The sequence below is a fragment of the Streptococcus sp. HMSC067H01 genome (assembly GCF_001814775.1).
Classification (GTDB): Bacteria; Bacillota; Bacilli; order Lactobacillales; family Streptococcaceae; genus Streptococcus.
This window is the reverse complement of the sequence record NZ_KV817763.1, coordinates 18,794-40,861: the sequence shown is the minus strand read 5'-3', so window position 1 is coordinate 40,861 and position 22,068 is coordinate 18,794. Positions and strand designations below refer to the sequence as shown.

The 22,068-nt window shown below is 42.0% G+C and carries 21 protein-coding genes; 18 read left to right on the top strand and 3 right to left on the bottom strand.

Annotated features, from left to right (window positions below; translation table 11 throughout):
* The first annotated feature begins 23 nt into the window (after positions 1-23).
* From racE to HMPREF2987_RS00120, 11 genes are all read left to right on the top strand, one after another.
* Positions 24-818, top strand: coding sequence for a glutamate racemase (racE, locus tag HMPREF2987_RS00165; RefSeq protein WP_075228845.1), 795 nt, complete (start codon positions 24-26; stop codon positions 816-818).
* Positions 815-1,786: a nucleoside-triphosphate diphosphatase gene (locus tag HMPREF2987_RS00160; protein ID WP_075228844.1), complete on the top strand. Its 972-nt coding sequence runs from the start codon at positions 815-817 to the stop codon at positions 1,784-1,786. The genes racE and HMPREF2987_RS00160 overlap by 4 nt, the downstream gene beginning before the upstream one ends.
* Positions 1,762-2,283: a metallophosphoesterase gene (locus HMPREF2987_RS00155; RefSeq protein ID WP_075228843.1), complete on the top strand. Its 522-nt coding sequence runs from the start codon at positions 1,762-1,764 to the stop codon at positions 2,281-2,283. The genes HMPREF2987_RS00160 and HMPREF2987_RS00155 overlap by 25 nt, the downstream gene beginning before the upstream one ends.
* Positions 2,280-2,741: a cyclic-di-AMP-binding protein CbpB gene (cbpB, locus tag HMPREF2987_RS00150; protein WP_075228842.1), complete on the top strand. Its 462-nt coding sequence runs from the start codon at positions 2,280-2,282 to the stop codon at positions 2,739-2,741. Before HMPREF2987_RS00155 ends, cbpB begins: the two co-directional genes overlap by 4 nt.
* Positions 2,738-3,472 carry a site-specific tyrosine recombinase XerD gene (gene xerD, locus HMPREF2987_RS00145; RefSeq protein WP_075228841.1) on the top strand — a complete coding sequence of 245 codons (735 nt, stop codon included), beginning with the start codon at positions 2,738-2,740 and terminating at the stop codon, positions 3,470-3,472. Before cbpB ends, xerD begins: the two co-directional genes overlap by 4 nt.
* Positions 3,472-4,206, top strand: a complete 735-nt coding sequence (locus HMPREF2987_RS00140) for a segregation/condensation protein A (RefSeq protein ID WP_075228840.1) — start codon at positions 3,472-3,474, stop codon at positions 4,204-4,206. Before xerD ends, HMPREF2987_RS00140 begins: the two co-directional genes overlap by 1 nt.
* A 12-nt stretch (positions 4,207-4,218) precedes the next feature.
* The gene (gene scpB, locus HMPREF2987_RS00135) at positions 4,219-4,788 is read left to right on the top strand and encodes an SMC-Scp complex subunit ScpB (RefSeq protein ID WP_075228839.1); all 570 of its coding nucleotides are present in this window, start codon (positions 4,219-4,221) and stop codon (positions 4,786-4,788) included.
* Positions 4,775-5,497 (top strand): pseudouridine synthase, encoded by a 723-nt coding sequence (locus HMPREF2987_RS00130; protein WP_001222230.1) that lies wholly within the window; start codon positions 4,775-4,777, stop codon positions 5,495-5,497. Before scpB ends, HMPREF2987_RS00130 begins: the two co-directional genes overlap by 14 nt.
* Entirely contained in the window at positions 5,497-5,733 is a 237-nt protein-coding gene (gene yidD, locus HMPREF2987_RS10145) for a membrane protein insertion efficiency factor YidD (protein WP_083312392.1), read from the top strand. The genes HMPREF2987_RS00130 and yidD overlap by 1 nt, the downstream gene beginning before the upstream one ends.
* Before the next feature lie 121 nt (positions 5,734-5,854).
* Positions 5,855-6,919, top strand: coding sequence for a glutamyl aminopeptidase (pepA, locus tag HMPREF2987_RS00125; protein WP_075228838.1), 1,065 nt, complete (start codon positions 5,855-5,857; stop codon positions 6,917-6,919).
* A gap of 24 nt (positions 6,920-6,943) precedes the next feature.
* Positions 6,944-7,240: a bacteriocin immunity family protein gene (locus tag HMPREF2987_RS00120; protein WP_075228837.1), complete on the top strand. Its 297-nt coding sequence runs from the start codon at positions 6,944-6,946 to the stop codon at positions 7,238-7,240.
* 29 nt (positions 7,241-7,269) lie between these two features.
* On the opposite strand, the gene HMPREF2987_RS00115 is transcribed toward HMPREF2987_RS00120, so the two are convergent.
* Entirely contained in the window at positions 7,270-8,901 is a 1,632-nt protein-coding gene (locus HMPREF2987_RS00115; protein WP_075228836.1) for a Na/Pi cotransporter family protein, read from the bottom strand.
* Positions 8,902-9,203: 302 nt separating this feature from the next.
* On the opposite strand from HMPREF2987_RS00115, the gene HMPREF2987_RS00110 reads away from it, so the two are divergent.
* Positions 9,204-14,012: an endo-beta-N-acetylglucosaminidase gene (locus tag HMPREF2987_RS00110; protein ID WP_075228835.1), complete on the top strand. Its 4,809-nt coding sequence runs from the start codon at positions 9,204-9,206 to the stop codon at positions 14,010-14,012.
* Between the two features lie 249 nt (positions 14,013-14,261).
* Here HMPREF2987_RS00110 and HMPREF2987_RS00105 read toward each other — a convergent pair whose 3' ends face one another.
* Positions 14,262-14,969 (bottom strand): hypothetical protein, encoded by a 708-nt coding sequence (locus HMPREF2987_RS00105; protein WP_257374690.1) that lies wholly within the window; start codon positions 14,967-14,969, stop codon positions 14,262-14,264.
* Positions 14,970-15,113: 144 nt separating this feature from the next.
* Here HMPREF2987_RS00105 and pgk point away from each other — a divergent pair, with 144 nt between their 5' ends.
* From pgk to folK, 5 genes are all read left to right on the top strand, one after another.
* The gene (pgk, locus tag HMPREF2987_RS00100) at positions 15,114-16,313 is read left to right on the top strand and encodes a phosphoglycerate kinase (protein WP_075228834.1); all 1,200 of its coding nucleotides are present in this window, start codon (positions 15,114-15,116) and stop codon (positions 16,311-16,313) included.
* 338 nt (positions 16,314-16,651) lie between these two features.
* A complete protein-coding gene (gene folP, locus HMPREF2987_RS00095; RefSeq protein ID WP_075228833.1) occupies positions 16,652-17,602 on the top strand; it encodes a dihydropteroate synthase in 951 nt (316 codons plus the stop codon).
* A gap of 1 nt (position 17,603) precedes the next feature.
* Complete coding sequence (locus HMPREF2987_RS00090) at positions 17,604-18,902, top strand: bifunctional folylpolyglutamate synthase/dihydrofolate synthase (protein ID WP_075228832.1); 1,299 nt, start codon at positions 17,604-17,606, stop codon at positions 18,900-18,902.
* A gap of 1 nt (position 18,903) precedes the next feature.
* Positions 18,904-19,458, top strand: coding sequence for a GTP cyclohydrolase I FolE (gene folE, locus HMPREF2987_RS00085; RefSeq protein WP_000380927.1), 555 nt, complete (start codon positions 18,904-18,906; stop codon positions 19,456-19,458).
* Positions 19,459-19,615: 157 nt separating this feature from the next.
* Positions 19,616-20,428, top strand: a complete 813-nt coding sequence (gene folK / locus HMPREF2987_RS00080) for a 2-amino-4-hydroxy-6-hydroxymethyldihydropteridine diphosphokinase (protein WP_075228831.1) — start codon at positions 19,616-19,618, stop codon at positions 20,426-20,428.
* A gap of 44 nt (positions 20,429-20,472) precedes the next feature.
* Here folK and HMPREF2987_RS00075 read toward each other — a convergent pair whose 3' ends face one another.
* Positions 20,473-20,790: a DUF960 domain-containing protein gene (locus tag HMPREF2987_RS00075; protein WP_075228830.1), complete on the bottom strand. Its 318-nt coding sequence runs from the start codon at positions 20,788-20,790 to the stop codon at positions 20,473-20,475.
* Positions 20,791-20,996: 206 nt separating this feature from the next.
* Here HMPREF2987_RS00075 and ccpA point away from each other — a divergent pair, with 206 nt between their 5' ends.
* A complete protein-coding gene (gene ccpA / locus HMPREF2987_RS00070; protein ID WP_075228829.1) occupies positions 20,997-22,004 on the top strand; it encodes a catabolite control protein A in 1,008 nt (335 codons plus the stop codon).
* Positions 22,005-22,068 lie beyond the last annotated feature (64 nt).

Sequence of the window (22,068 nt, the reverse complement as noted above, 5' to 3'; positions counted from 1 at the left end):
AAAAAGACTAGAAAGAAGACTCTATGGATAATCGACCAATTGGTTTTTTGGATTCGGGTGTCGGGGGCTTGACGGTTGTGCGTGAGCTCATGCGCCAGCTTCCCCATGAAGAAATCGTCTATATTGGAGATTCGGCACGAGCGCCTTACGGGCCCCGTCCTGCTGAGCAAATTCGTGAATATACTTGGCAGTTGGTCAACTTTCTCTTGACCAAGGATGTCAAGATGATTGTCATTGCTTGCAATACGGCAACGGCAGTCGTCTGGGAAGAAATCAAGGCTCAACTAGACATTCCTGTCTTGGGTGTGATTTTGCCAGGAGCCTCGGCAGCCATTAAGTCTAGCCAAGGTGGGAAAATCGGGGTCATTGGAACTCCCATGACGGTACAATCAGACATCTACCGTCAGAAAATCCATGATCTGGATCCAGATTTGCAGGTGGAGAGTTTGGCTTGTCCCAAATTTGCCCCCTTGGTGGAGTCGGGTGCCTTATCAACCAGTGTAACTAAGAAAGTGGTTTATGAAACCCTGCGTCCCTTGGTTGGAAAGGTGGATAGCCTGATTTTGGGTTGTACCCATTATCCGCTTCTTCGTCCCATCATCCAAAATGTGATGGGACCAGATGTAAAACTCATCGATAGTGGTGCAGAGTGCGTGCGGGACATCTCTGTCTTACTCAATTATTTTGAAATCAATCGAAGCCGAGATGCAGGCTCGTTACAACACCGTTTTTACACAACAGCAAATAGTCAGAGTTTTGCTCAGATTGGTGCAGAATGGCTGGAAAAAGAGATTCATGTGGAGCATGTAACATTATGACAAATAAAATTTATGAATACAAGGATGACCAGGACTGGTATGTAGGTTCCTACAGTGTTTTTGGCGGCATTCGGACTTTGACGGATGATGAGTTAGACTTTCCCCTGTTCCAATTCGCCGAAATATTTGGAGATGAGGAGCGAGGCTTTCCACTTTCAGTTACCGTTTTACGCTATGGTTCTCTCTACCGTTTATTGTCCTTTGTGGTAGATATACTTAACCAAGAAATGGGACGAAATTTGGAAGTCATTCAACGTCAGGGGGCTTTGCTCTTAGTTGAAAATGGGCAACTCTTGTATGTTGAATTGCCTAAAGAAGGAGTCAACGTTCAAGATTTCTTTGAGACAAACAAGGTCAGAGAAACTTTGCTGATTGCGACTCGTAACGAAGGTAAGACCAAGGAATTTCGAGCTATTTTTGACAAACTTGGTTATGATGTGGAGAACCTTAATGACTATCCAGACCTGCCTGAAGTAGCAGAAACAGGCATGACCTTCGAAGAAAATGCCCGTCTCAAGGCAGAAACGATCTCTAAATTGACAGGCAAGATGGTTCTGGCGGATGATTCTGGTCTTAAAGTTGATGTTCTGGGTGGTTTGCCAGGCGTTTGGTCAGCTCGATTTGCAGGAGTTGGAGCTACTGACCGTGAAAATAATGCCAAACTCTTGCACGAATTGGCTATGGTCTTTGAACTCAAGGACCGTTCTGCTCAATTCCACACAACCTTGGTCGTAGCTAGTTCAGGTAAGGAAAGCTTGGTTGTCGAAGCTGATTGGCTAGGCTACATTAACTTTGAACCTAAGGGTGAAAATGGTTTTGGCTATGATCCTCTTTTCCTAGTAGGAGAAACAGGCAAGTCATCAGCTGAATTAACCCTTGAAGAAAAAAATAGTCAATCCCACCGTGCCTTAGCCGTTAAGAAACTTTTGGAGGTATTTCCATCATGGCAAAGCAAACCATCATTGTAATGAGTGACTCCCACGGAGATAGCTTAATTGTAGAAGAAATCCGTGACCGCTATCTGGGGAAAGTTGATGCCATTTTTCATGATGGTGACTCGGAACTCCGTCCCGACTCTCCGCTTTGGGAGGGGATCCGTGTTGTTAAAGGAAATATGGACTTTTATGCAGGCTACCCAGAACGTTTAGTGACTCAACTAGGGCCTACCAAGATTATCCAAACCCATGGTCACTTGTTTGATATTAATTTTAATTTCCAAAAGCTTGATTTCTGGGCGCAGGAAGAAGATGCAGATATTTGCCTTTATGGTCACTTGCATGTACCAAGTGCTTGGATGGAAGGAAAGACCCTCTTTTTAAATCCTGGTTCTATCAGTCAGCCACGTGGGACTATCAGAGAATGCCTCTATGCCCGTGTAGAAATTGATGATAGCTACTTTAAAGTGGACTTTTTGACACGTGATCATGAGGTCTATCCAGGCTTGTCCAAGGAGTTTGCTCGATGATTGCCAAAGAGTTTGAACAGTTTTTACTGGAGCAAGAGGAAACCTTTTTAACTCCTGCTAAAAATTTGGCTGTACTCATTGATAGCCACAATGCAGATCATGCAATTCTCCTCCTTAGCCAGATGACCTATACCAGAGTGCCAGTAGTGACTGATGAGAAAGAATTTGTCGGCACTATTGGACTTAGGGACATTCTGGCCTACCAGATGGAGCAGGGCTTGAGTCAGGAAGCCATGGCAGATACAGACATTGTACACATGACCAAGAAGGACGTAGCGGTTGTCAGTCCAGACTATACACTGACGGATGTTTTACATAAGTTAGTGGATGAGTCTTTCCTACCAGTCGTTGACAAGGATGGTATCTTCCAAGGCATTATCACGCGCAAGTCTATCCTTAAGGCTGTCAATGCTCTCTTGCATGATTTTAGTAAGGAATATGAGATTCGAAGCAAATGAGAGAAGGAATTTCAGCATTTTTAGAAGAAAAACAAGGTTTGTCTGTGAATTCTAAGCAATCCTATAAGTATGACTTGGAGCAGTTTTTAGATCTTGTGGGAGAACGAATTTCTGAGACAAGTTTAAAAATCTACCAAGCTCAACTATCAAATTTTAAGATTAGTGCCCAAAAGCGTAAAGTTTCTGCTTGCAATCAATTTCTTTACTTTTTATATCAGAAAGGAATGATTGGCACCTTTTATCGTTTAGAATTGCCGAAACAGGCTGAGAAAAAGCCAGGAAAGTCGGAACTTTTAGACCTCAGTTCTTTCTGGCAAGAAAGCACCTATCCAGAAGGACGTTTGTTGTCCTTACTGATAGTTGAATTGGGCCTCTTACCAAGTGAAATTCTAGCCTTAAAAACAAGTGATGTGAACCTAGATTTTCAAGTGTTGAGAGTCAATAAAGCTTCTCAACAAAGAATCTTGAGCCTTCCCACAAACTTGCTTGCGGAGTTAGAGCCCTTGATGGGGCAGACCTATCTCTTTGAAAAAGCGGGGAAATCGTACTCTCGTCAATGGGCCTTTCGTCAGTTGGAAGCTTTTTTAAAGGAAAAAGGCTTTTCAGATTTATCTGCCCAAGGATTGAGAGAACAGTTTATATTAAGACAAATCGAAGAAAAGGTTGACTTGTACGAAATCGCTAAAAAGTTAGGGTTGAAGACAGTCATGACCTTGGAAAAATATAGATAATGGATATTAAATTAAAAGATTTTGAAGGGCCTTTGGATCTTCTTTTGCACTTGGTTTCAAAGTACCAGATGGATATCTATGATGTGCCTATCACAGAGGTTATCGAGCAGTACCTAGCCTATGTGTCAACCTTACAAGCCATGCGTTTGGAAGTCGCAGGTGAGTACATGGTCATGGCTAGTCAACTCATGCTCATAAAGAGTCGCAAGCTCTTGCCAAAGGTTGCAGAAGTGACAGATTTAGAAGATGATCTTGAACAGGACCTTCTTTCTCAGATCGAAGAATACCGCAAGTTCAAGCTCTTGGGAGAGCAGTTGGAAGTTAAGCACCAAGAACGAGCTCAATATTACTCAAAAGCTCCGACAGAGTTGATATACGAGGATGCAGAACTTGTGCACGATAAGACAACAATCGACCTTTTCTTAGCCTTTTCAACTTTGTTAGCTAAGAAAAAAGAAGAATTTTCCAAAAGTCACACAACCATTTTACGAGATGAGTATAAGATTGAGGATATGATGGTCATCGTTCGAGAAGCCTTGGTAGAAGGGCAACAACTATGCTTGCAGGATTTGTTTAAAGAAACCAAGGATTTACAAGAGATCATTACACTTTTTTTAGCAACCTTGGAATTGATTAAAACTCAAGAAATTCTCTTGATCCAGGAAGAGAGTTTCGGAGATATCTATCTCATGAAAAAGAAAGAAGAAAATCAAGTAGAACAAAGTCAGGCTTGATAGAGAGGAAATATGAGTACTTTAGCAGAAATAGAAGCACTCCTCTTTGTAGCGGGTGAAGATGGGATTAGGATTCGTCAATTGGCTGAACTCCTCTCACTACCTCCAACAGGTATTCAGCAGAGTCTAGAAAAATTAGCCAAAAAGCATGAAAAAGACCAGGATTCTAGTCTGGCCCTGATTGAGACAGGTGGTGCCTACAGATTGGTAACCAAGCCTCAATTCGCAGCCATTTTGAAAGAATATTCTAAGGCGCCCATCAACCAGAGTCTATCTCGGGCTGCGCTTGAAACCTTGTCCATTATTGCCTATAAGCAACCTATCACACGTATAGAAATCGACGCTATTCGTGGGGTTAATTCGAGTGGGGCCTTAGCTAAGTTGCAGGCCTTCGATTTGATACGAGAAGATGGAAAGAAAGAAGTTCTTGGACGCCCTAATCTCTATGTAACGACGGATTATTTCCTAGATTACATGGGCATTAACCACTTGGAAGAATTGCCCGTGATTGATGAGCTTGACATTCAAGCACAAGAAAGCCAATTATTTGGTGAAAGGATAGAAGAAGATGAGAATCAATAAGTATATTGCCCACGCAGGTGTGGCCAGTAGGAGAAAAGCAGAAGAGTTGATCAAGCAAGGCTTGGTGACGGTTAACGGCCAGGTGGTACGTGAATTAGCGACGACTATCAAGTCTGGTGACAAGGTAGAAGTTGAAGGTCAACCCATCTACAACGAAGAAAAGGTCTATTATCTGCTCAATAAACCACGCGGAGTGATTTCTAGTGTGACAGATGATAAGGGACGCAAGACTGTTGTGGATCTCTTGCCTAATGTGAAAGAACGGATTTACCCTGTGGGACGTTTGGACTGGGATACATCTGGAGTCTTGATTTTGACCAATGATGGTGACTTTACAGACGAGATGATTCACCCTCGTAATGAGATTGACAAGGTCTATGTTGCGCGTGTGAAAGGTGTAGCTAACAAGGAAAATCTTCGTCCCTTGACTCGTGGTCTTGAGATTGATGGTAAGAAAACCAAGCCAGCTGTCTATGAGATTCTCAAAGTAGACCCAGTCAAAAATCGCTCAGTAGTACAGTTGACTATCCATGAAGGACGTAACCATCAGGTTAAAAAGATGTTTGAAGCTGTTGGGCTTCAAGTGGATAAGTTGTCTCGGACACGTTTTGGACACTTAGACTTGACTGGACTTCGTCCAGGAGAATCACGCCGTCTCAATAAAAAAGAAATCAGCCAACTACACACCATGGCTGTAACCAAGAAATAATGAAACGAATTTTAATAGCGCCTGTGCGCTTTTACCAACGCTTTATCTCGCCAGCCTTTCCACCTTCTTGTAGATTTGAGCCCACTTGTTCAAATTACATGATTCAGGCTATTGAAAAACATGGCCTCAAGGGAGTCCTTATGGGACTGGCTAGGATATTACGTTGCCATCCCTGGTCGAAAACAGGTAAGGACCTTGTGCCAGACCACTTTTCATTAAAAAGAAATACCAAGTAAAAAGGAATCGTAACGGATTCCTTTTTACTTGATAAGAACTATGAAGTCGGAGGATTTGTGATTTCCACTACCCTTCTCCTATAAAAAGTGGTAAAATGGTTGAAAGAAAGAAGGGATTAAAATGACAACATTATTTTCTAAAATCAAAGAAGTAACAGAACTTTCTGCTATCTCAGGTCATGAAGCACCTGTACGCGCTTATCTTCGTGAGAAGATAACACCTCACGTGGATGAAGTAGTGACTGATGGCCTAGGTGGTATTTTTGGTATCAAACATTCAGAAGTTGCGAATGCCCCTCGTGTTTTGGTAGCATCTCACATGGATGAAGTTGGTTTTATGGTGAGTGAAATCAAACCAGATGGAACCTTCCGTGTCGTTGAGATTGGCGGTTGGAATCCTATGGTTGTCAGCAGCCAACGTTTTAAACTCTTTACTCGTGACGGTCGTGAAATTCCAGTAATCTCAGGATCGGTACCACCACATTTAACTCGTGGAACAGGTGGTCCAAGCATGCCAGCTATTTCAGATATCATCTTTGATGGTGGTTTTGCGGACAAGGCTGAGGCTGAAAGTTTCGGTATTCGTCCAGGAGACACCATCGTTCCAGATAGTAGCGCAATCCTTACAGCTAATGAAAAAAATATCATCTCAAAAGCATGGGATAACCGTTACGGAGTTCTCATGGTTAGCGAGTTGGCAGAAAACTTGTCAGGTCAAAAACTGGGAAATGAACTTTATCTTGGTGCTAACGTCCAAGAAGAAGTTGGACTTCGTGGTGCCCATGCATCTACAACAAAATTTGATCCAGAAGTATTCCTTGCGGTGGATTGCTCACCAGCAGGTGATGTTTATGGTGGTCAAGGTAAGATTGGTGATGGAACCTTGATTCGTTTCTACGATCCAGGTCACTTGCTTCTCCCAGGCATGAAAGATTTCCTTTTGACGACAGCTGAAGAAGCTGGAATCAAGTACCAATACTACTGTGGAAAAGGAGGAACTGACGCTGGGGCAGCTCATCTGAAAAATGGTGGTGTCCCATCAACAACAATTGGTGTTTGTGCTCGTTATATCCACTCTCACCAAACACTTTATGCAATGGATGATTTCCTTGAAGCACAAGCATTCTTACAAGCCTTGGTTAAAAAATTGGATCGTTCTACAGTAGATTTAATCAAAAATTATTAAACAGAAAAGATGGAGGTGATAGGGATGGAAGAACCAAACCTAGAAACCTTGGTACGGGATCTTTACAATAATGCCCGTCAAAACTTGAGTGAAGATTTAGTGGTTGCACTCTTAGAAACTGCTAAGCAGTTGCCCAGCACCAATGAGCGCTTGCTTGCAGTCCGACTTTCAGGTTTAGTTACACTCGAACTACTCCAAAATCCCAAAACACCAGCCCCAGAGTTAGTCAATCTTGCCCGCTATATCAAAAAGGAAGAAGCTAGGTACAAGGGTGCAGCTGCTTCTTCCTTTATGATTGGAGAGTTATTTAAAATGCTTTGATTCGAAAGAATCAAAGCATTTTTTTCGTTTTAAATTTGTTCTGCCAAAACCTTTTCAGCCAGGTTCATAGCGTGGTCTGATACACGAGTGTAGTGAGAAATGATATCGATAAAGTTGACACCTGCTTGGGTAGAACATTCACCGTTGTTTAGGCGTTTGATATGCGTCTTACGAAGAACACGTTCCATATTGTTGATGTCTTCGTGACGTTCCATAAGGGCTTGAGCTTGTTCAAGATCATTATTTTCAACACTCTCAAGAGCATCTTTGACGAATTCGCTCGTTTTAAGATAAATCTCTGCTAGCTCTGCTAAGGCAGCTTCAGAGAATTGAACATTCTTGCGTTGCAAGTAATCGTTAAGGTTGATCAAAGCTTCGGCGTGGTCTCCGATACGTTCCAAGTCTCGTGAAGAGTCAAGGATGTTGGTTAAGACTTCACTCTCTTTTTGGCTTAAAGCTTCACCTGATAAACTGATGAGGTAACGAGTCAATTTTTCATCAATAGTATTGATGGCTTCTTCAGTCTTATGACCCTTTTCTGCAACTTTTTCATTAGAATTGATGATATAGTCGTAAGAGAGGTCAAAGGCTTTTGCAGCGTAGTTTCCCAAGTGTAGAAGTTCTTTTTTAGCATTTCCAAGAGCGATAGATGGAGCTTGTTTGATGAGTTGCTCGTCTAGGTAGAGAGCTTCGTATTTGACAACTTCATCTTCACCAGGGATGAGCTTGGTTACCATGAAGGCAAGCGCTCCGATGAATGGGAACTGGATAATGGTGTTGGTAATGTTGAAGGTTCCGTGGGCAAAGGCAATGGTCATTTCTGGAGACAAATGAAGAGTCGTTTCAAACCATTGAATCAAGGCTGTGAAGGGAACGAGGAAGATGATACAGATAACCGTTCCGATAACGTTGAAGGCCACATGGGCGCCCGCTACACGTTTGGCTGCGATATTTGCTCCAAGTGAAGCGATAATCGCTGTGATAGTAGTTCCGATGTTATCCCCAAAGAGCACGGGTAGGGCTCCCTGAAGGTCAATCAGATTGCTAGCGTAGAGATTTTGCAAAATACCGATGGTCGCTGATGAGGCTTGAATTAGAAGGGTTAAACCAGTTCCGACAAAGACTCCCAGGATTGGATTTTTACTTAGTTCTACCATGTAGTCTTTAAAGACTTGTAAATCCTTGAGGGGCTCCATAGCACCACTCATAAGATTGAGGGCGAAGAAGATACCGCCAACACCAAAGACAATTCGTCCGATGTTATTGATGGTTCTATTTTTTGTGAAGAAGAGACAGACTGCTCCGAGAAAGAGCATAGGTAATGCGTAGTCTCCCAATTTAAAACCGATGATAAAGGATGTGACAGTTGTCCCGATATTGGCCCCCATGACAATCCCGATAGCCTGACGTAGGGTCAAAAGTCCCGCACTAACCAGACCAACCGTAATAACTGTAACCCCTGAACTAGACTGAATCAGGGCAGTCATTCCAATACCTACCAGAATACCAAAGAAAGGATTGCTGGTATATTTGTCAATGTAATATCGAAGACGATCTCCAGCTGCTTGTTGCAAACCGTCCCCCATGGTCTTGATACTATATAAGAATAGTCCCAGACCACCTAAAAAGTGAAATACAATTTCCTGCCAATTAATGGACATTTTCTTTTTCCTCCGAAAAATAATCGCGGAATCTCTCCCATTCTATTTTAAAGGATTAAGAGCGATCTAACAAGTAGTAAATGATTTTTTTTTAAGAAAATGTTAAATTTATTCTAAAAATGGAGCTTGATTGTCTAATTTATATTAATTCTTCACTTCTATATAGTTCTTTTGGGACTCATGTTGACTCTTCATTTAAATAGCGTAAAATGGTAATGAACTGTTCTATTATCTTTATTAGGGCAGCTACTTTTTAAAAATAAAAATAAAGCGCTTACTTTCTGAAAGTAAAAGGAGAAAAAATGAAGAATCCATTTTTTGAAAAACGTTGTCGCTATAGTATTCGAAAATTGTCAGTGGGTGCCTGCTCATTGATGATTGGTTCAGTTCTATTTGCAGGTCCAGCTTTGGCTGAAGAGTCTGTCGTTCCAGAAAATGGGACAACCACTACAGCAGTAGCTTCAGAGAAACCGTCAACCACTACTCCAGCAGAAGCAACTACACCAGCACCAGAAGTATTGAAAGAGCTAGAAGCAAGGGAAGACAAGGCAAGTGAGCAACCAGTTTCAGAAGAAAAAACAACCTTGGACCAGTTGACTGCAGGTGATAAGGAAGCAACTAGTCCAGCTGCTGAAACTCCTAAGGCTGAAGAAGCGCCTGCTACCACAGAAAATAAGCCAGAAGAAAAAGCAACAGTCTCTGACGTTCCTAAAAAAGAAGAAAAAAGTCTTCGACCAAAAGAAATTAAGTTTGACACTTGGGAAGATTTGTTGAAATGGGAACCAGGTGCCCGTGAAGACGATGCTATTAACCGATCTTCAGTAGAACTAGCCAAGCGCTATCGTGGACATGTTGTCAATGAAAAAGCTAATAAGGATGCCAAGGTTGAAGCCCTTGCTAACACTAACTCTAAGGCTAAAGACCATGCTTCTGTAGGTGGTGAAGAGTTTAAAGCCTATGCCTTTGACTACTGGCAATACTTGAATTCAATGGTCTTCTGGGAAGGGCTCGTTCCAACTCCAGACGTGATTGATGCTGGTCACCGTAATGGTGTCCCAGTATTAGGTACTCTATTCTTCAACTGGTCTAACAGTATTGCAGACCAAGAAAAATTCGCTGCAGCCCTTCAACAAGACGAAGACGGAACATTCCCTATCGCTCGCAAGTTGGTTGATTTGGCCAAATATTATGGATTTGACGGCTACTTTATCAACCAAGAAACAACAGGTGATATCGTAACACCTCTTGGTAAGAAAATGCGTGACTTCATGCTTTATACCAAGGAGTATGCTGCTAAAGTCAACCATCCTGTCAAGTATTCATGGTACGATGCCATGACCTATGAATATGGTCGTTATCACGAAGATGGACTTGGTGAATACAACTATCCATTCATGCAAAAAGAAGGAGACAAGGTTCCTGCAGATCACTTCTTTGCCAACTTTAACTGGACTAAAGAGAAAAATGATTACTCTGTAGCTATGGCCAAATGGCTAGAACGCAGTCAGTATGATGTTTTTGCAGGTTTGGAATTGCAACAAGGTGGTTCTTACAAGACAAAAGTGAAATGGGATGCCCTTTTTGATGAGAATGGCAAACTTCGCTTATCACTTGGACTTTTTGCCCCAGATACTATCACGAGTCTTGGGAAAACAGGTGAAGACTATCATAAGAATGAAAATATCTTCTTCACAGGTTACCAAGGAGATCCAACTGGTCAAAAACCAGATGACAAAGACTGGTACGGGATTGCCAACCTCGTAGCTGACCGCACACCAGCAGTAGGCCGTAGCTTTACAACATCCTTTAACACAGGACATGGTAAAAAATGGTTTGTGGACGGTAAAGTTTCCAAGGATTCTGAATGGAACTATCGTTCTGTATCAGGTATCTTGCCTACATGGCGTTGGTGGCAAACATCATCAGGAGCTAAACTCCAAACTGATTATGACTTTGAAGATGCCTACAATGGCGGTAACTCACTTAAATTTGCGGGTAATTTAGCTGAAAATACCAACCAAGACGTTCGTCTTTACTCTACCAAACTGGAAGTAACGGATAAAACAAAACTTCGGGTTGCCCATAAGGGTGGTAAGGGAAGCAAGGTTTATGTAGAGTTTGCGACTCAGAAAAACTATACTTATGGTGGTGAGAATGCTCGTAAAGAACTGACTCTATCTGACGACTGGACAAAAGACGAATTTGACTTGAGTGCCTTGGCAGGTCAGACCATTTACGGTATCAAACTTACTTTCGAAAACACTGCTGCCCTTAAGGATTACCAATTTAACTTGGGTGAGTTGACAGTGTCAGATAATCAAGAGGCACCTCAAGCACCAACTGCTCTTAAAGTAGCTAAACAATCTCTGAAAAATGCTCAAGAAGCGGAAGCCATTGTTCATTTTACAGGTAACAAGGATGCTGACTTCTATGAAGTTTATGAGAAGGATGGCGATACTTGGCGTCTATTGACAGGCTCGTCTGCCACTACGATCTACCTACCAAAAGTTAGCCGTTCAGCTAGTGCAACTGGTACTAGTCAAGAGTTGAAGGTTGTCGCAGTTGGGAAGAATGGCCTTCGTTCTGAAGCAGCAACTACAAACTTTGAGTGGGGAATGACTGTCCAAGATACCAGCCTTCCAAGACCTCTTGCAGAAAATATCGTTCCAGGAGCGACTGTTATCGGAAGTACCTTCCCAAATACAGAAGGCGGAGAAGGTATCGAAGGAATGTTGAATGGTACCATCACCAGTCTATCTGACAAATGGTCTTCTGCTCAGTTGAGTGGTAGCGTTGATATCCGTTTGACACAACCACGCCGTGTTGTTAGATGGGTCATGGACCATGCCGGTGCTGGTGGAGAATCTGTCAACGATGGTTTGATGAATACCAAAGACTTTGACCTTTACTACAAAGATGAAGCAGGCGAATGGAAACTAGCTAAAGCTGTTCGTGGCAATAAAGCCCATGTTTCGGATATCACCCTTGATAGCCCAATCACTGCGCAAGACTGGCGCTTGAACGTCATTACGTCTGACAATGGAACACCATGGAAAGCCATTCGTATCTACAACTGGAAGATGTATGAAACTCTTGATACGGAGAGCCAAAACATTCCAATGGCTAAAGTGGCGGCGCGTGTCCTAACGGACAATAAGATTCAGCTTGGATTCTCAGAAGTTCCTGCTGGGGCAACCATCACAGTTTATGACAAGGCAGATTCACAAACTCCAATCGCTACCTTAAATACAGCAGTTGGAGGAGATTTGGCGACAGATCCATTGAGCTTTGAAAAACGGCCAAGTCTTCTTTACTACCGTACACAATTGCCAGGTAAAGAAATCAGTAATACCCTTGCTGTGACGATTCCTCAGGATGAAAGAAAGATTAAGGCTGTCAGTCTAGAAGTGGCACCTAAAAAGACAAGTTACCAAGATGGTGAGGAATTGAATCTCAAAGGTGGTCTTCTCCGTGTTAAATATGAGGGTGAAGAAGCAGACGAAGTCATCAACCTTAGTCATGCAGGAGTTACTGTTAATGGCTACGATGCTCACCATCATGGCGAACAAGAGTTGACAGTGACCTATCTTGGTCTTCCAGTTGCAGGTAGCTTTAAGGTTCAAGTGACCGGTGAAGAAGCTGGTCCAAAAGAAGTCGCAGCCTTGTATATTAGCAAGCAACCAAAAATTGATTACTTTGTAGGCGATACTCTTGACTTATCAGAAGGACGTTTCAAGGTCTTGTATGATGATGAAACTGAGACAGAACATAGCTTTACAGACCAAGGAGTCGAAATTACAGGCTATGATGCTCAAAAAACAGGCCGTCAAAAACTTCAGTTGCACTATCAAGGACAAACTGTCGAATTTGATGTTCTAGTATCACCTAAAGCAGCTGTCAACGACGAATACCTGAAACAAGAAATCACATCTGCTCAAGGACGCAAAGAAACAATAGCTTATACATTTGCTGATGCAGCAAAACAAGCAGCTCTAGTTGAGAAAATTGATGCAGCGAAAGCTGTCCTAGAAAACCACGACGCTAGTCAAGAAGCAGTCAACCAAGCCCTGAACGATTTAAAACAAGCAGGTGCAGATTTGAATGGTAGTCAAGTCTATCAAGCTGCTAAACAAGAACTTGAAACTCTTCTAGAAAAAGTTCGTGAGAAAAATGCAGATGATCCAATCCTTGCTCAAGCAGAAACTCTTATCGGCTCAACGAATCCAAGTCCAGAAGCATTTGCAAGCATGAAGGAAGAACTCAATAAAAAACTTCTTGTTGAAGAGAGTCATCATGTGGGTAGCTTAGAAGAAGGTGAATCTGCTCCAACAGTTGAAGCTCTACCTGAGCTAGTGGTTGAAACAGAAACTCAAGCCTTCGAACGCCAAGAACGTCCGTCAGGAGACCTCTTGTTAGGTGAACGCCGTGTGGTTCAAGCTGGTGAAGCTGGGCAAATCCGTCGCTTGATTGAGGTAGACGCTAAAGGCAATCGCACACTTCTTCAGACAGAGGTAGTCAAGGAAGCAGTTTCAGAGATTACTGAAGTTGGTACTAAAATTGAAAGTAGCACTCAACCGCTTGATGGTTCAAAAGTCTTGGAAGTTAAGAACCCAAGCCTAGTAGTTGAAGAAGAAATTCTTGCATTTGGACGTGAAGAAAGAGAAAACGCAAACCTTTCAGCAGGTGAACGTCGCTTGGTTCAAGTAGGAGTTACAGGCCTTCGTAGAAACCTTGTAGAGATTGATTCTGAAGGACATCGTAGTCTTAAGGGAACGGAAGTTCTCAAGGAAGCCGTAACTGAGATTGTTGAAGTCGGTACAAAAGTGGCTAGAGTACCAGGTGACAAATCAGTAGTGTCTACTCCAGCGACTCAAGATACTAAGCAGGAAACTACAAAAACAGAACCTAAGACTGAACCATTTGTTGCGCCAGCCCAAGTAAGCCAAGCAACGAAGCAAGAACCAGTAAAAGCAGAAGCACAAGCTGAAAAAATTGAAGGAAGACAACTTCCAAACACAGCTGTAGAAGTAGACGCAAATCTAGTAGCTCTTGGACTAGCTGGAGTTTTAAGTGGCTTTGGTTTGCTAGCTCAAAAGAAAAAAGAAGATTAAGTTAATAACTTTGCTTAATGTAACTTCTTAGAAATAAAAAGAAGGCGGTGGGACAGAAATCGATAGACAAAGTCTCGATTTCGTAGTCCCAGCCCCGCGAGGATGATTAGGAGCTTTTTGGAGTCTAAAAGACGAACAAAAAGTTCAATCAGCTACCGCGTCAAAGTTTAATTGCTAATAAAAAGTGAGGTTGGGATCTGTTGTCCCAACCTCTTTTTGAGTTTAAGAAGTGAAAATCTTGTTTGGGGGTTAAAATGCGTTCCAAATGAATAGGAAGATAAAAATACAACCCCAAGCGTTGCCTGTTCTCTTTTGAATGACGAGCATACCATAAATCAAGATAAAAACAGACAAAGCCTCTAAAATGGCATGGAGATGAAAGCTAATCATCCCATGAATCATCAGACAGATAAGAGCACAAGTCAAGGCTCCGTAATCAAGCCAAGTCTGATGTGATGGAAAGCGACAGTTAATTTTGTTTGCAATGACAACATAATTAAAACCTTCCCAGAATCCCCAGATAAGTCCAATAAGGAGGAAACCCAAGATATTTGTCGGAAAAGAACTTGCCAGAACTTCTCTGGTTAAGAGGATGGATTGAAAGGGGATATAGGAATGAATCTGCCCTCTACTGATGAGAAAAAGAAGTAAGGGGAGACAGATAGTAGCCGTCTGAATGAGGGTTGGGAGGAAGTGTTTAGCTAGCAAACCATATTGTTTCCAGCTTTCTTTTCTTCGAATCATTACCACGCTAGTCCCCAATCCAGCAACACAAAACTGGAGAGTTGCGAGAAAAAGAAGACGAATCCAGACGGGAAACTCTGTTTGGTGAGAGAAATCAAGTATTTGTTTTTGGAAAAGGATGTATCCTATAAACGAAAGAATTGTCAAAATGGCAATGATATTGAGGTCTGAATCTGCCTCTTTTTGCTTATCTGTTAGAGTATTTTTCATCATTTAGCGCTCCTTATCTTATTTTTTATTATAAAACAATAAGAAATAAAGGGCAATAAAGAACTGGAAAAGTTTAAGGTTTTGCTATCTCTTTTATTGATTTTGTGATATAATTAACACATAAAAAAAATTAAGGAGTCTTTCCAAATGGCAAAATTGACTGTTAAAGACGTTGAGTTGAAAGGGAAAAAAGTTCTCGTTCGTGTTGACTTCAACGTTCCTGTAAAAGATGGCGTGATTACTAATGACAACCGTATCACTGCAGCACTTCCAACTATCAAGTACATCCTTGAACAAGGTGGACGTGCGATTCTTTTCTCTCACCTTGGACGTGTAAAAGAAGAAGCAGACAAGGCTGGTAAATCACTTGCTCCTGTAGCTGCTGACTTGGCTGCTAAATTGGGTCAAGAAGTTACATTCCTTCCAGGTGTTACTCGTGGTGCTGAATTGGAAGCAGCTATCAATGCTCTTGAAGATGGACAAGTTCTTTTGGTTGAAAACACTCGTTTTGAAGATGTTGACGGTAAGAAAGAATCTAAAAACGATCCTGAACTCGGTAAATACTGGGCATCACTTGGAGATGGTATCTTCGTAAACGATGCATTCGGTACAGCTCACCGTGCACACGCATCTAACGTTGGTATCTCAGCAAACGTTGAAAAAGCAGTCGCTGGATTCCTTCTTGAAAACGAAATTGCCTACATCCAAGAAGCTGTTGAAGCTCCAGAACGTCCATTCGTGGCTATCCTTGGTGGATCAAAAGTATCTGACAAGATCGGTGTTATCGAAAACTTGCTTGAAAAAGCTGATAAAGTCCTTATCGGTGGTGGGATGACTTACACATTCTACAAAGCACAAGGTATCGAAATCGGTAACTCACTTGTAGAAGAAGACAAATTGGATGTTGCTAAATCTCTTCTTGAAAAAGCAAACGGTAAATTGATCTTGCCAGTTGACTCAAAAGAAGCAAACGCATTTGCTGACTACACTGAAGTGAAAGACACTGAAGGTGAAGCAGTAGATCCAGGATTCCTTGGTTTGGATATCGGTCCTAAATCTATCGCTAAGTTTGACGAAGCTTTGACTGGTGCGAAAACAGTTGTATGGAACGGACCAATGGGTGTATTTGAAAACCCTGACTTCCAAGCTGGTACAATCGGTGTAATGGACGCTATCGTGAAACAACCAGGCGTTAAATCAATCATCGGTGGTGGTGACTCAGCTGCCGCAGCTATCAACCTTGGACGTGCAGACAAGTTCTCATGGATTAGTACGGGCGGAGGCGCTTCAATGGAACTCCTTGAAGGTAAAGTATTACCAGGTTTGGCTGCACTTACAGAAAAATAATTTCAGCCCGTTAGTCTCTACAAAATCCTGATTTTGTAGAAAAAGGAGCAAAACTGAAACGTTAACAAAAAGGTGGCTCTGTCACCTTTTTGTGTTAGTGGAGGTATTTGTGACGCGGTGGTGGAGCTTCAATGGAACTTCTTGAAGGTAAAGTTCTTCCAGGACTTGCAGCTTTGACTGAAAAATAAGAAAACCTAAAAAGGAGGACTCAGGTTCTCCTTTTTTTGCGCCCTTGTATAGTTCAAGAGATATTTAGTTACCGAGGGATAATTGGACAGAATCCAAAAAAAATAGTAAAATAGAGGAATACCAATCTAAATGAAATTTGAGTGATAATCGTGGAAAAAAGAGACAATCATACAAAAACAGCTATTTGCGGTATTATCAATGTCACCCCTGATTCTTTTTCAGATGGGGGGAAGTTTTTTGCCGTTGAAGAAGCCTTAAAACAAGCTCGAAAATTGATTGCTGAAGGTGCCACTATTTTAGATATCGGTGGAGAGTCTACTCGACCTGGAAGTAGCTATAGCTATGTTGAGATTGAAGAGGAAATCCAACGTGTGGTTCCAGTCATTCAGGCTATCCGTCAAGAAAGTGATGTTCTGATTTCGGTAGACACTTGGAAAAGTCAAGTTGCAGAAGTAGCTCTAAAGGCTGGTGCCCATATAGTCAATGACATTACAGGTCTTATGGGGGATGAGAAGATGGCGGAAGTAGTTGCCAAAGCTGGAGCTCAGGTAGTCATCATGTTTAATCCAGTCATGGCACGCCCTCAGCACCCTAGTTCACTTATCTTCCCTCATTTTGGCTTTGGAGAGCCTTTTACAAAGGAAGACTTAGATGAGTTTGAAAAACTACCAGTAGAAGAATTGAGGACAGCTTTCTTTGACCGTGCTCTAAGAAGAGCAGAAAAAGCAGGGATTTCGAAAGACAAGATCATGCTGGATCTTGGGATTGGCTTTGGCTTGACCAAAAAGGAAAATCTCATTCTCCTACGTGACCTTGATAAGCTTCACGAGATGGGCTATCCAATCTTTTTGGGAGTCTCTCGTAAGCGCTTTGTCATCAATATTCTGGAAGAAAATGGTTTTGAAGTAAATCCAGAAACTGAAGAAGGCTTCCGAAATCGTGATACGGCTTCATCTCATGTGACCAGTATCGCCGCTAGACAAGGTGTGGAAGTGGTGCGCGTACACGATGTAGCCAGCCACAAGATGGCGGTTGAAATTGCATCAGCCATCCGTCTGGCAGATGATGCGGAAAATTTAAACTTGAAACAGTATAAATAAGATGAATAAAAACGAAACGAATCAGTGGATAACTAACTACCGGACAGACCAACCGCATTTTGGTTTGGATAGAATGGTGAAGCTATTAGCCCTACGTGGTAATCCTCATCTTAAACTCAAGGTTATCCATATCGGAGGAACCAATGGTAAGGGATCTACTATAGCCTTTTTGAAAAATATGCTGGAAAAGATGGGGCTAAGAGTTGGAGTCTTTAGCTCACCCTATCTGATTCATTATACCGACCAGATTACTATTAATGGGGAATCCATTCCAGAAGCAAGATTAGAGTCCTTGATGGCGGATTATCGTTCACTACTTGAAGGGGAGCATACTCAAGCCTTGCAAGGAACGACAGAATTCGAGATTATCACTGCTATAACTTATGACTATTTTTCTTCTGAGCAAGTCGATGTGGCTATTATGGAAGTCGGCATGGGTGGACTTTTGGATAGTACCAATGTTTGCCAGCCTATCTTGACTGGCATCACGACCATTGGGTTGGACCATGTAGCTCTACTAGGGGATAGCTTGGAAGCCATCGCGGAGCAGAAAGCTGGAATTATCAAACAAGGAGTTCCCCTGGTAACAGGGAATATTGTCCCAGAAGCCTTGGCCGTGATAGACCAAATTGCAGAGGAAAAACAGGCTGCTAGAATTGTTTATGGAAGAGATTATCAGGTAAGCCATCATGAGAGTATTATCACTGGAGAGGTCTTTGACTATTCAAGTTCGGTCAGACAAGGTTGTTTCCAAACGGGATTGCTTGGTTTGCACCAGATAGAGAATGCAGGGATGGCGGTGGCCTTGTTAGATAGCTATTGCAAAGAGACTGGTCAAAAATTGCCAGATAATGCTTTAGTGGCTCAAGCTTTGGAAGAAACAAGGTGGCCAGGTCGTTTGGAAGTTGTGTCGAGAGACCCCTTGATGATCTTGGATGGGGCCCACAATCCTCATGCCATAAAGGCTTTAGTAGCAACTTTGCAAGAACGATTTGCCGACTACCATAAGGAAATCCTCTTTACTTGTATCAAAACCAAGGCCTTGGAGGATATGTTAGACTTATTAGAGACTTTGCCAGATACTGAACTGACCCTCACTCACTTTGAGGATAGTCGGGCGACGGATGAAAAAATCTTGAAAGAGCTAGCTGATTCTAGAAATCTCAACTACCAAGATTGGCAAGAATTTCTAGACCAAAAATTATCAGAAAATGAAGAGAAAAAAACAGTTAGGATAGTCACGGGTTCCTTGTATTTCTTGAGCCAAGTGAGAGCCTATCTGATGGAGAGGAAAAATTAGAATGGATACACAAAAGATTGAAGAAGCTGTAAAAATGATTATCGAGGCAGTTGGTGAGGATGCAAATCGTGAAGGTTTGCAGGAAACACCTGCCCGTGTTGCTCGTATGTACCAAGAGATTTTTTCAGGTCTTGGGCAAACTGCTGAAGAGCACCTGTCAAAATCCTTTGAGATTATCGATGACAATATGGTAGTGGAAAAGGATATCTTTTTCCATACCATGTGTGAACACCACTTTTTACCATTTTATGGTCGAGCTCATATTGCCTATATCCCAGATGGTCGTGTGGCAGGTTTGTCTAAGCTAGCCCGTACGGTTGAAGTTTATTCGAAAAAGCCGCAAATTCAAGAACGATTGAATATCGAAGTGGCCGATGCCTTGATGGAGTATCTAGGTGCTAAAGGAGCCTTTGTTGTCATTGAGGCGGAACATATGTGTATGAGCATGCGTGGTGTCAGAAAACCAGGCACTGCAACCTTGACGACAGTAGCTCGTGGTCTATTTGAAACAGATAAGGACCTCCGAGATCAGGCTTATCGTTTAATGGGACTATAATACTCTTCGAAAATCTCTTCAAACCAGGTCAGCTTCCATCTGCAACCTCAAAACAGTGTTTTGAGCAGACTGCGGCTAGCTTCCTAGTTTGCACTTTGATTTTCATTGAGTATAAAAAAAATCCGCGTTAAGCGGATTTTTCTAGAAAGGACTAGTTATGGATCAACTGCTAATTAAAGACCTAGAAATTTTCGCCTTTCATGGACTTTTTCCTAGTGAGAAGGAACTGGGGCAGAAGTTTGTCGTTTCAGCCACCCTATCCTATGATATGACCAAGGCTGCGACAGACTTGGATTTAACTGCTTCTGTACATTACGGAGAACTTTGCCAGAAATGGACGACTTGGTTTCAGGAAGAAAGCGAAGACCTGATTGAAACGGTAGCCTATAAACTTGTAGAGCGTACTTTTGAGACCTACCCTCTCGTTCAAGAGATTGAGCTGGAACTGAAAAAACCTTGGGCACCGGTGCATTTGCCACTAGATACTTGCTCAGTAACCATTCATCGTCGCAAGCAACGAGCATTTATCGCCCTAGGAAGCAATATGGGAGATAAACAAGCAAACTTAGAGCAAGCCATTGAGAAAATGCGAAATCGTGGCATCCACATTCTCAAAGAATCCAGTGTCTTGACGACGGAGCCTTGGGGTGGTGTTGAACAGGCTAGCTTTGCTAATCAAGTGGTTGAAGTGGAAACCTGGTTGCCTGCTCCAATCTTGTTAGAAACCTTGTTAGCTATTGAGGCAGAAATGGGACGGATCAGAGAGGTACATTGGGGACCTCGCTTGATTGACCTAGATTTGCTCTTTGTAGAGGACCAGATCATCTATACAGACGACCTCATCTTGCCCCATCCTTATATCGCTGAGCGCCTCTTTGTCTTAGAGTCTCTGCAGGAAATTGCACCTCATTTCATCCATCCAGTCTTGGGACAACCAATTCGTCACTTGTATCAAGAATTGAAAAAATAAGAAAACTCTAGTTTCCGAAGTATTTACAGAGGAGACTAGAGTTTTTAAAATAGATCATTTTCTTCAGGGAGGAGAATAGTTTCCTTGCCATCCATATCTAGCACCAGAACTTTTGGTGGGTAGAGTGGATCAAAGGGATGATTAAAATCAAAGTCAATCGTAGTCGGAAGGTGTTGACTTGAAAAACGGAAGGTGATGGAATCATCATTGTTTAAAAGTAGAAATTCGAGCTCATCTTCTAGTTCAAAAACATGCTTTAAAAAATGATCGATAATATACCAGATAGAGTCGATAACATCGTCTGGTAGATTGGTCACAACACCGAAACTGGCGCACCGTCTATGGGAATCTGTAAAAGCCATCCATTTCTCCTGATTGATTTTTTTATTATCATACTGCAAACTGCTAGAAAAATCAAGAAAAGTCAACTGCTTTTAAAAAGTTGTGAATGTTTTTGAAACTTTTTTCAAAGTTTCCTCATCAAATGCTTGAAAATGCTTACAAGAAGTGGTAGAATGAAAATAGTGGAATCATGAAAACAAAATTTTCAAAGTAGAAAGGAAACGGAATGAATACAGATGATACAGTAACAATTTATGACGTTGCCCGAGAAGCAGGAGTGTCAATGGCGACTGTTAGTCGTGTTGTTAATGGCAATAAGAACGTCAAGGAAAACACTCGCAAGAAGGTTTTAGAGGTCATCGACCGTCTTGATTATCGTCCAAATGCAGTAGCACGTGGTCTAGCAAGCAAGAAAACGACAACAGTTGGAGTCGTCATTCCAGATATCACAAATACTTATTTCTCTACCCTTGCTAAAGGGATTGATGATATCGCGGAGATGTACAAATACAACATCGTCCTTGCCAATAGTGACGAAGATGATGAGAAGGAAGTATCTGTAGTCAATACTCTTTTTTCTAAACAGGTGGATGGCGTTATCTTCATGGGTTACCATTTAACTGAGAAGATTCGCTCAGAGTTTTCACGCTCACGTACTCCTGTGGTTCTCGCGGGGACAGTGGATGTGGAGCACCAACTTCCAAGTGTCAATATTGACTATAAACATGCTACTGTTGATGCAGTCCGCCACCTCTTGAAACGAAATAAAAAAATTGCTTTTATTAGTGGACCATTAGTGGATGACATCAACGGGAAAATTCGCTTGGCTGGTTATAAAGATGCTTTGAAAGAAGCCGGAATCAACTACAGTGAAGGTCTTGTTTTTGAATCAAAATACCGTTATGACGATGGTTATGCCTTGGCAGAACGCTTGATTTCTTCCAAAGCAACAGCAGCGATTGTAACAGGCGATGAATTAGCGGCAGGTGTTTTGAACGGTCTTTCTGATAAAGGAATTTCTGTACCAGAAGAGTTCGAAATTATTACCAGTGATGATTCACAAATCGCGCGCTACACTCGTCCAAATCTAACAACCATTGCTCAACCTTTGTATGATCTTGGTGCCATTAGTATGCGTATGTTGACTAAGATTATGCACAAGGAAGAGTTAGAAGAACGTGAAGTTCTCCTACCACATGGTTTGATTGAACGCCGTTCAACTCGAAAAGAATAAGAAAAAGAGGTCGGGATCAAAATGTACTGACCCCAAAAAGTTAGACAAATAATTTAAGTAAAGG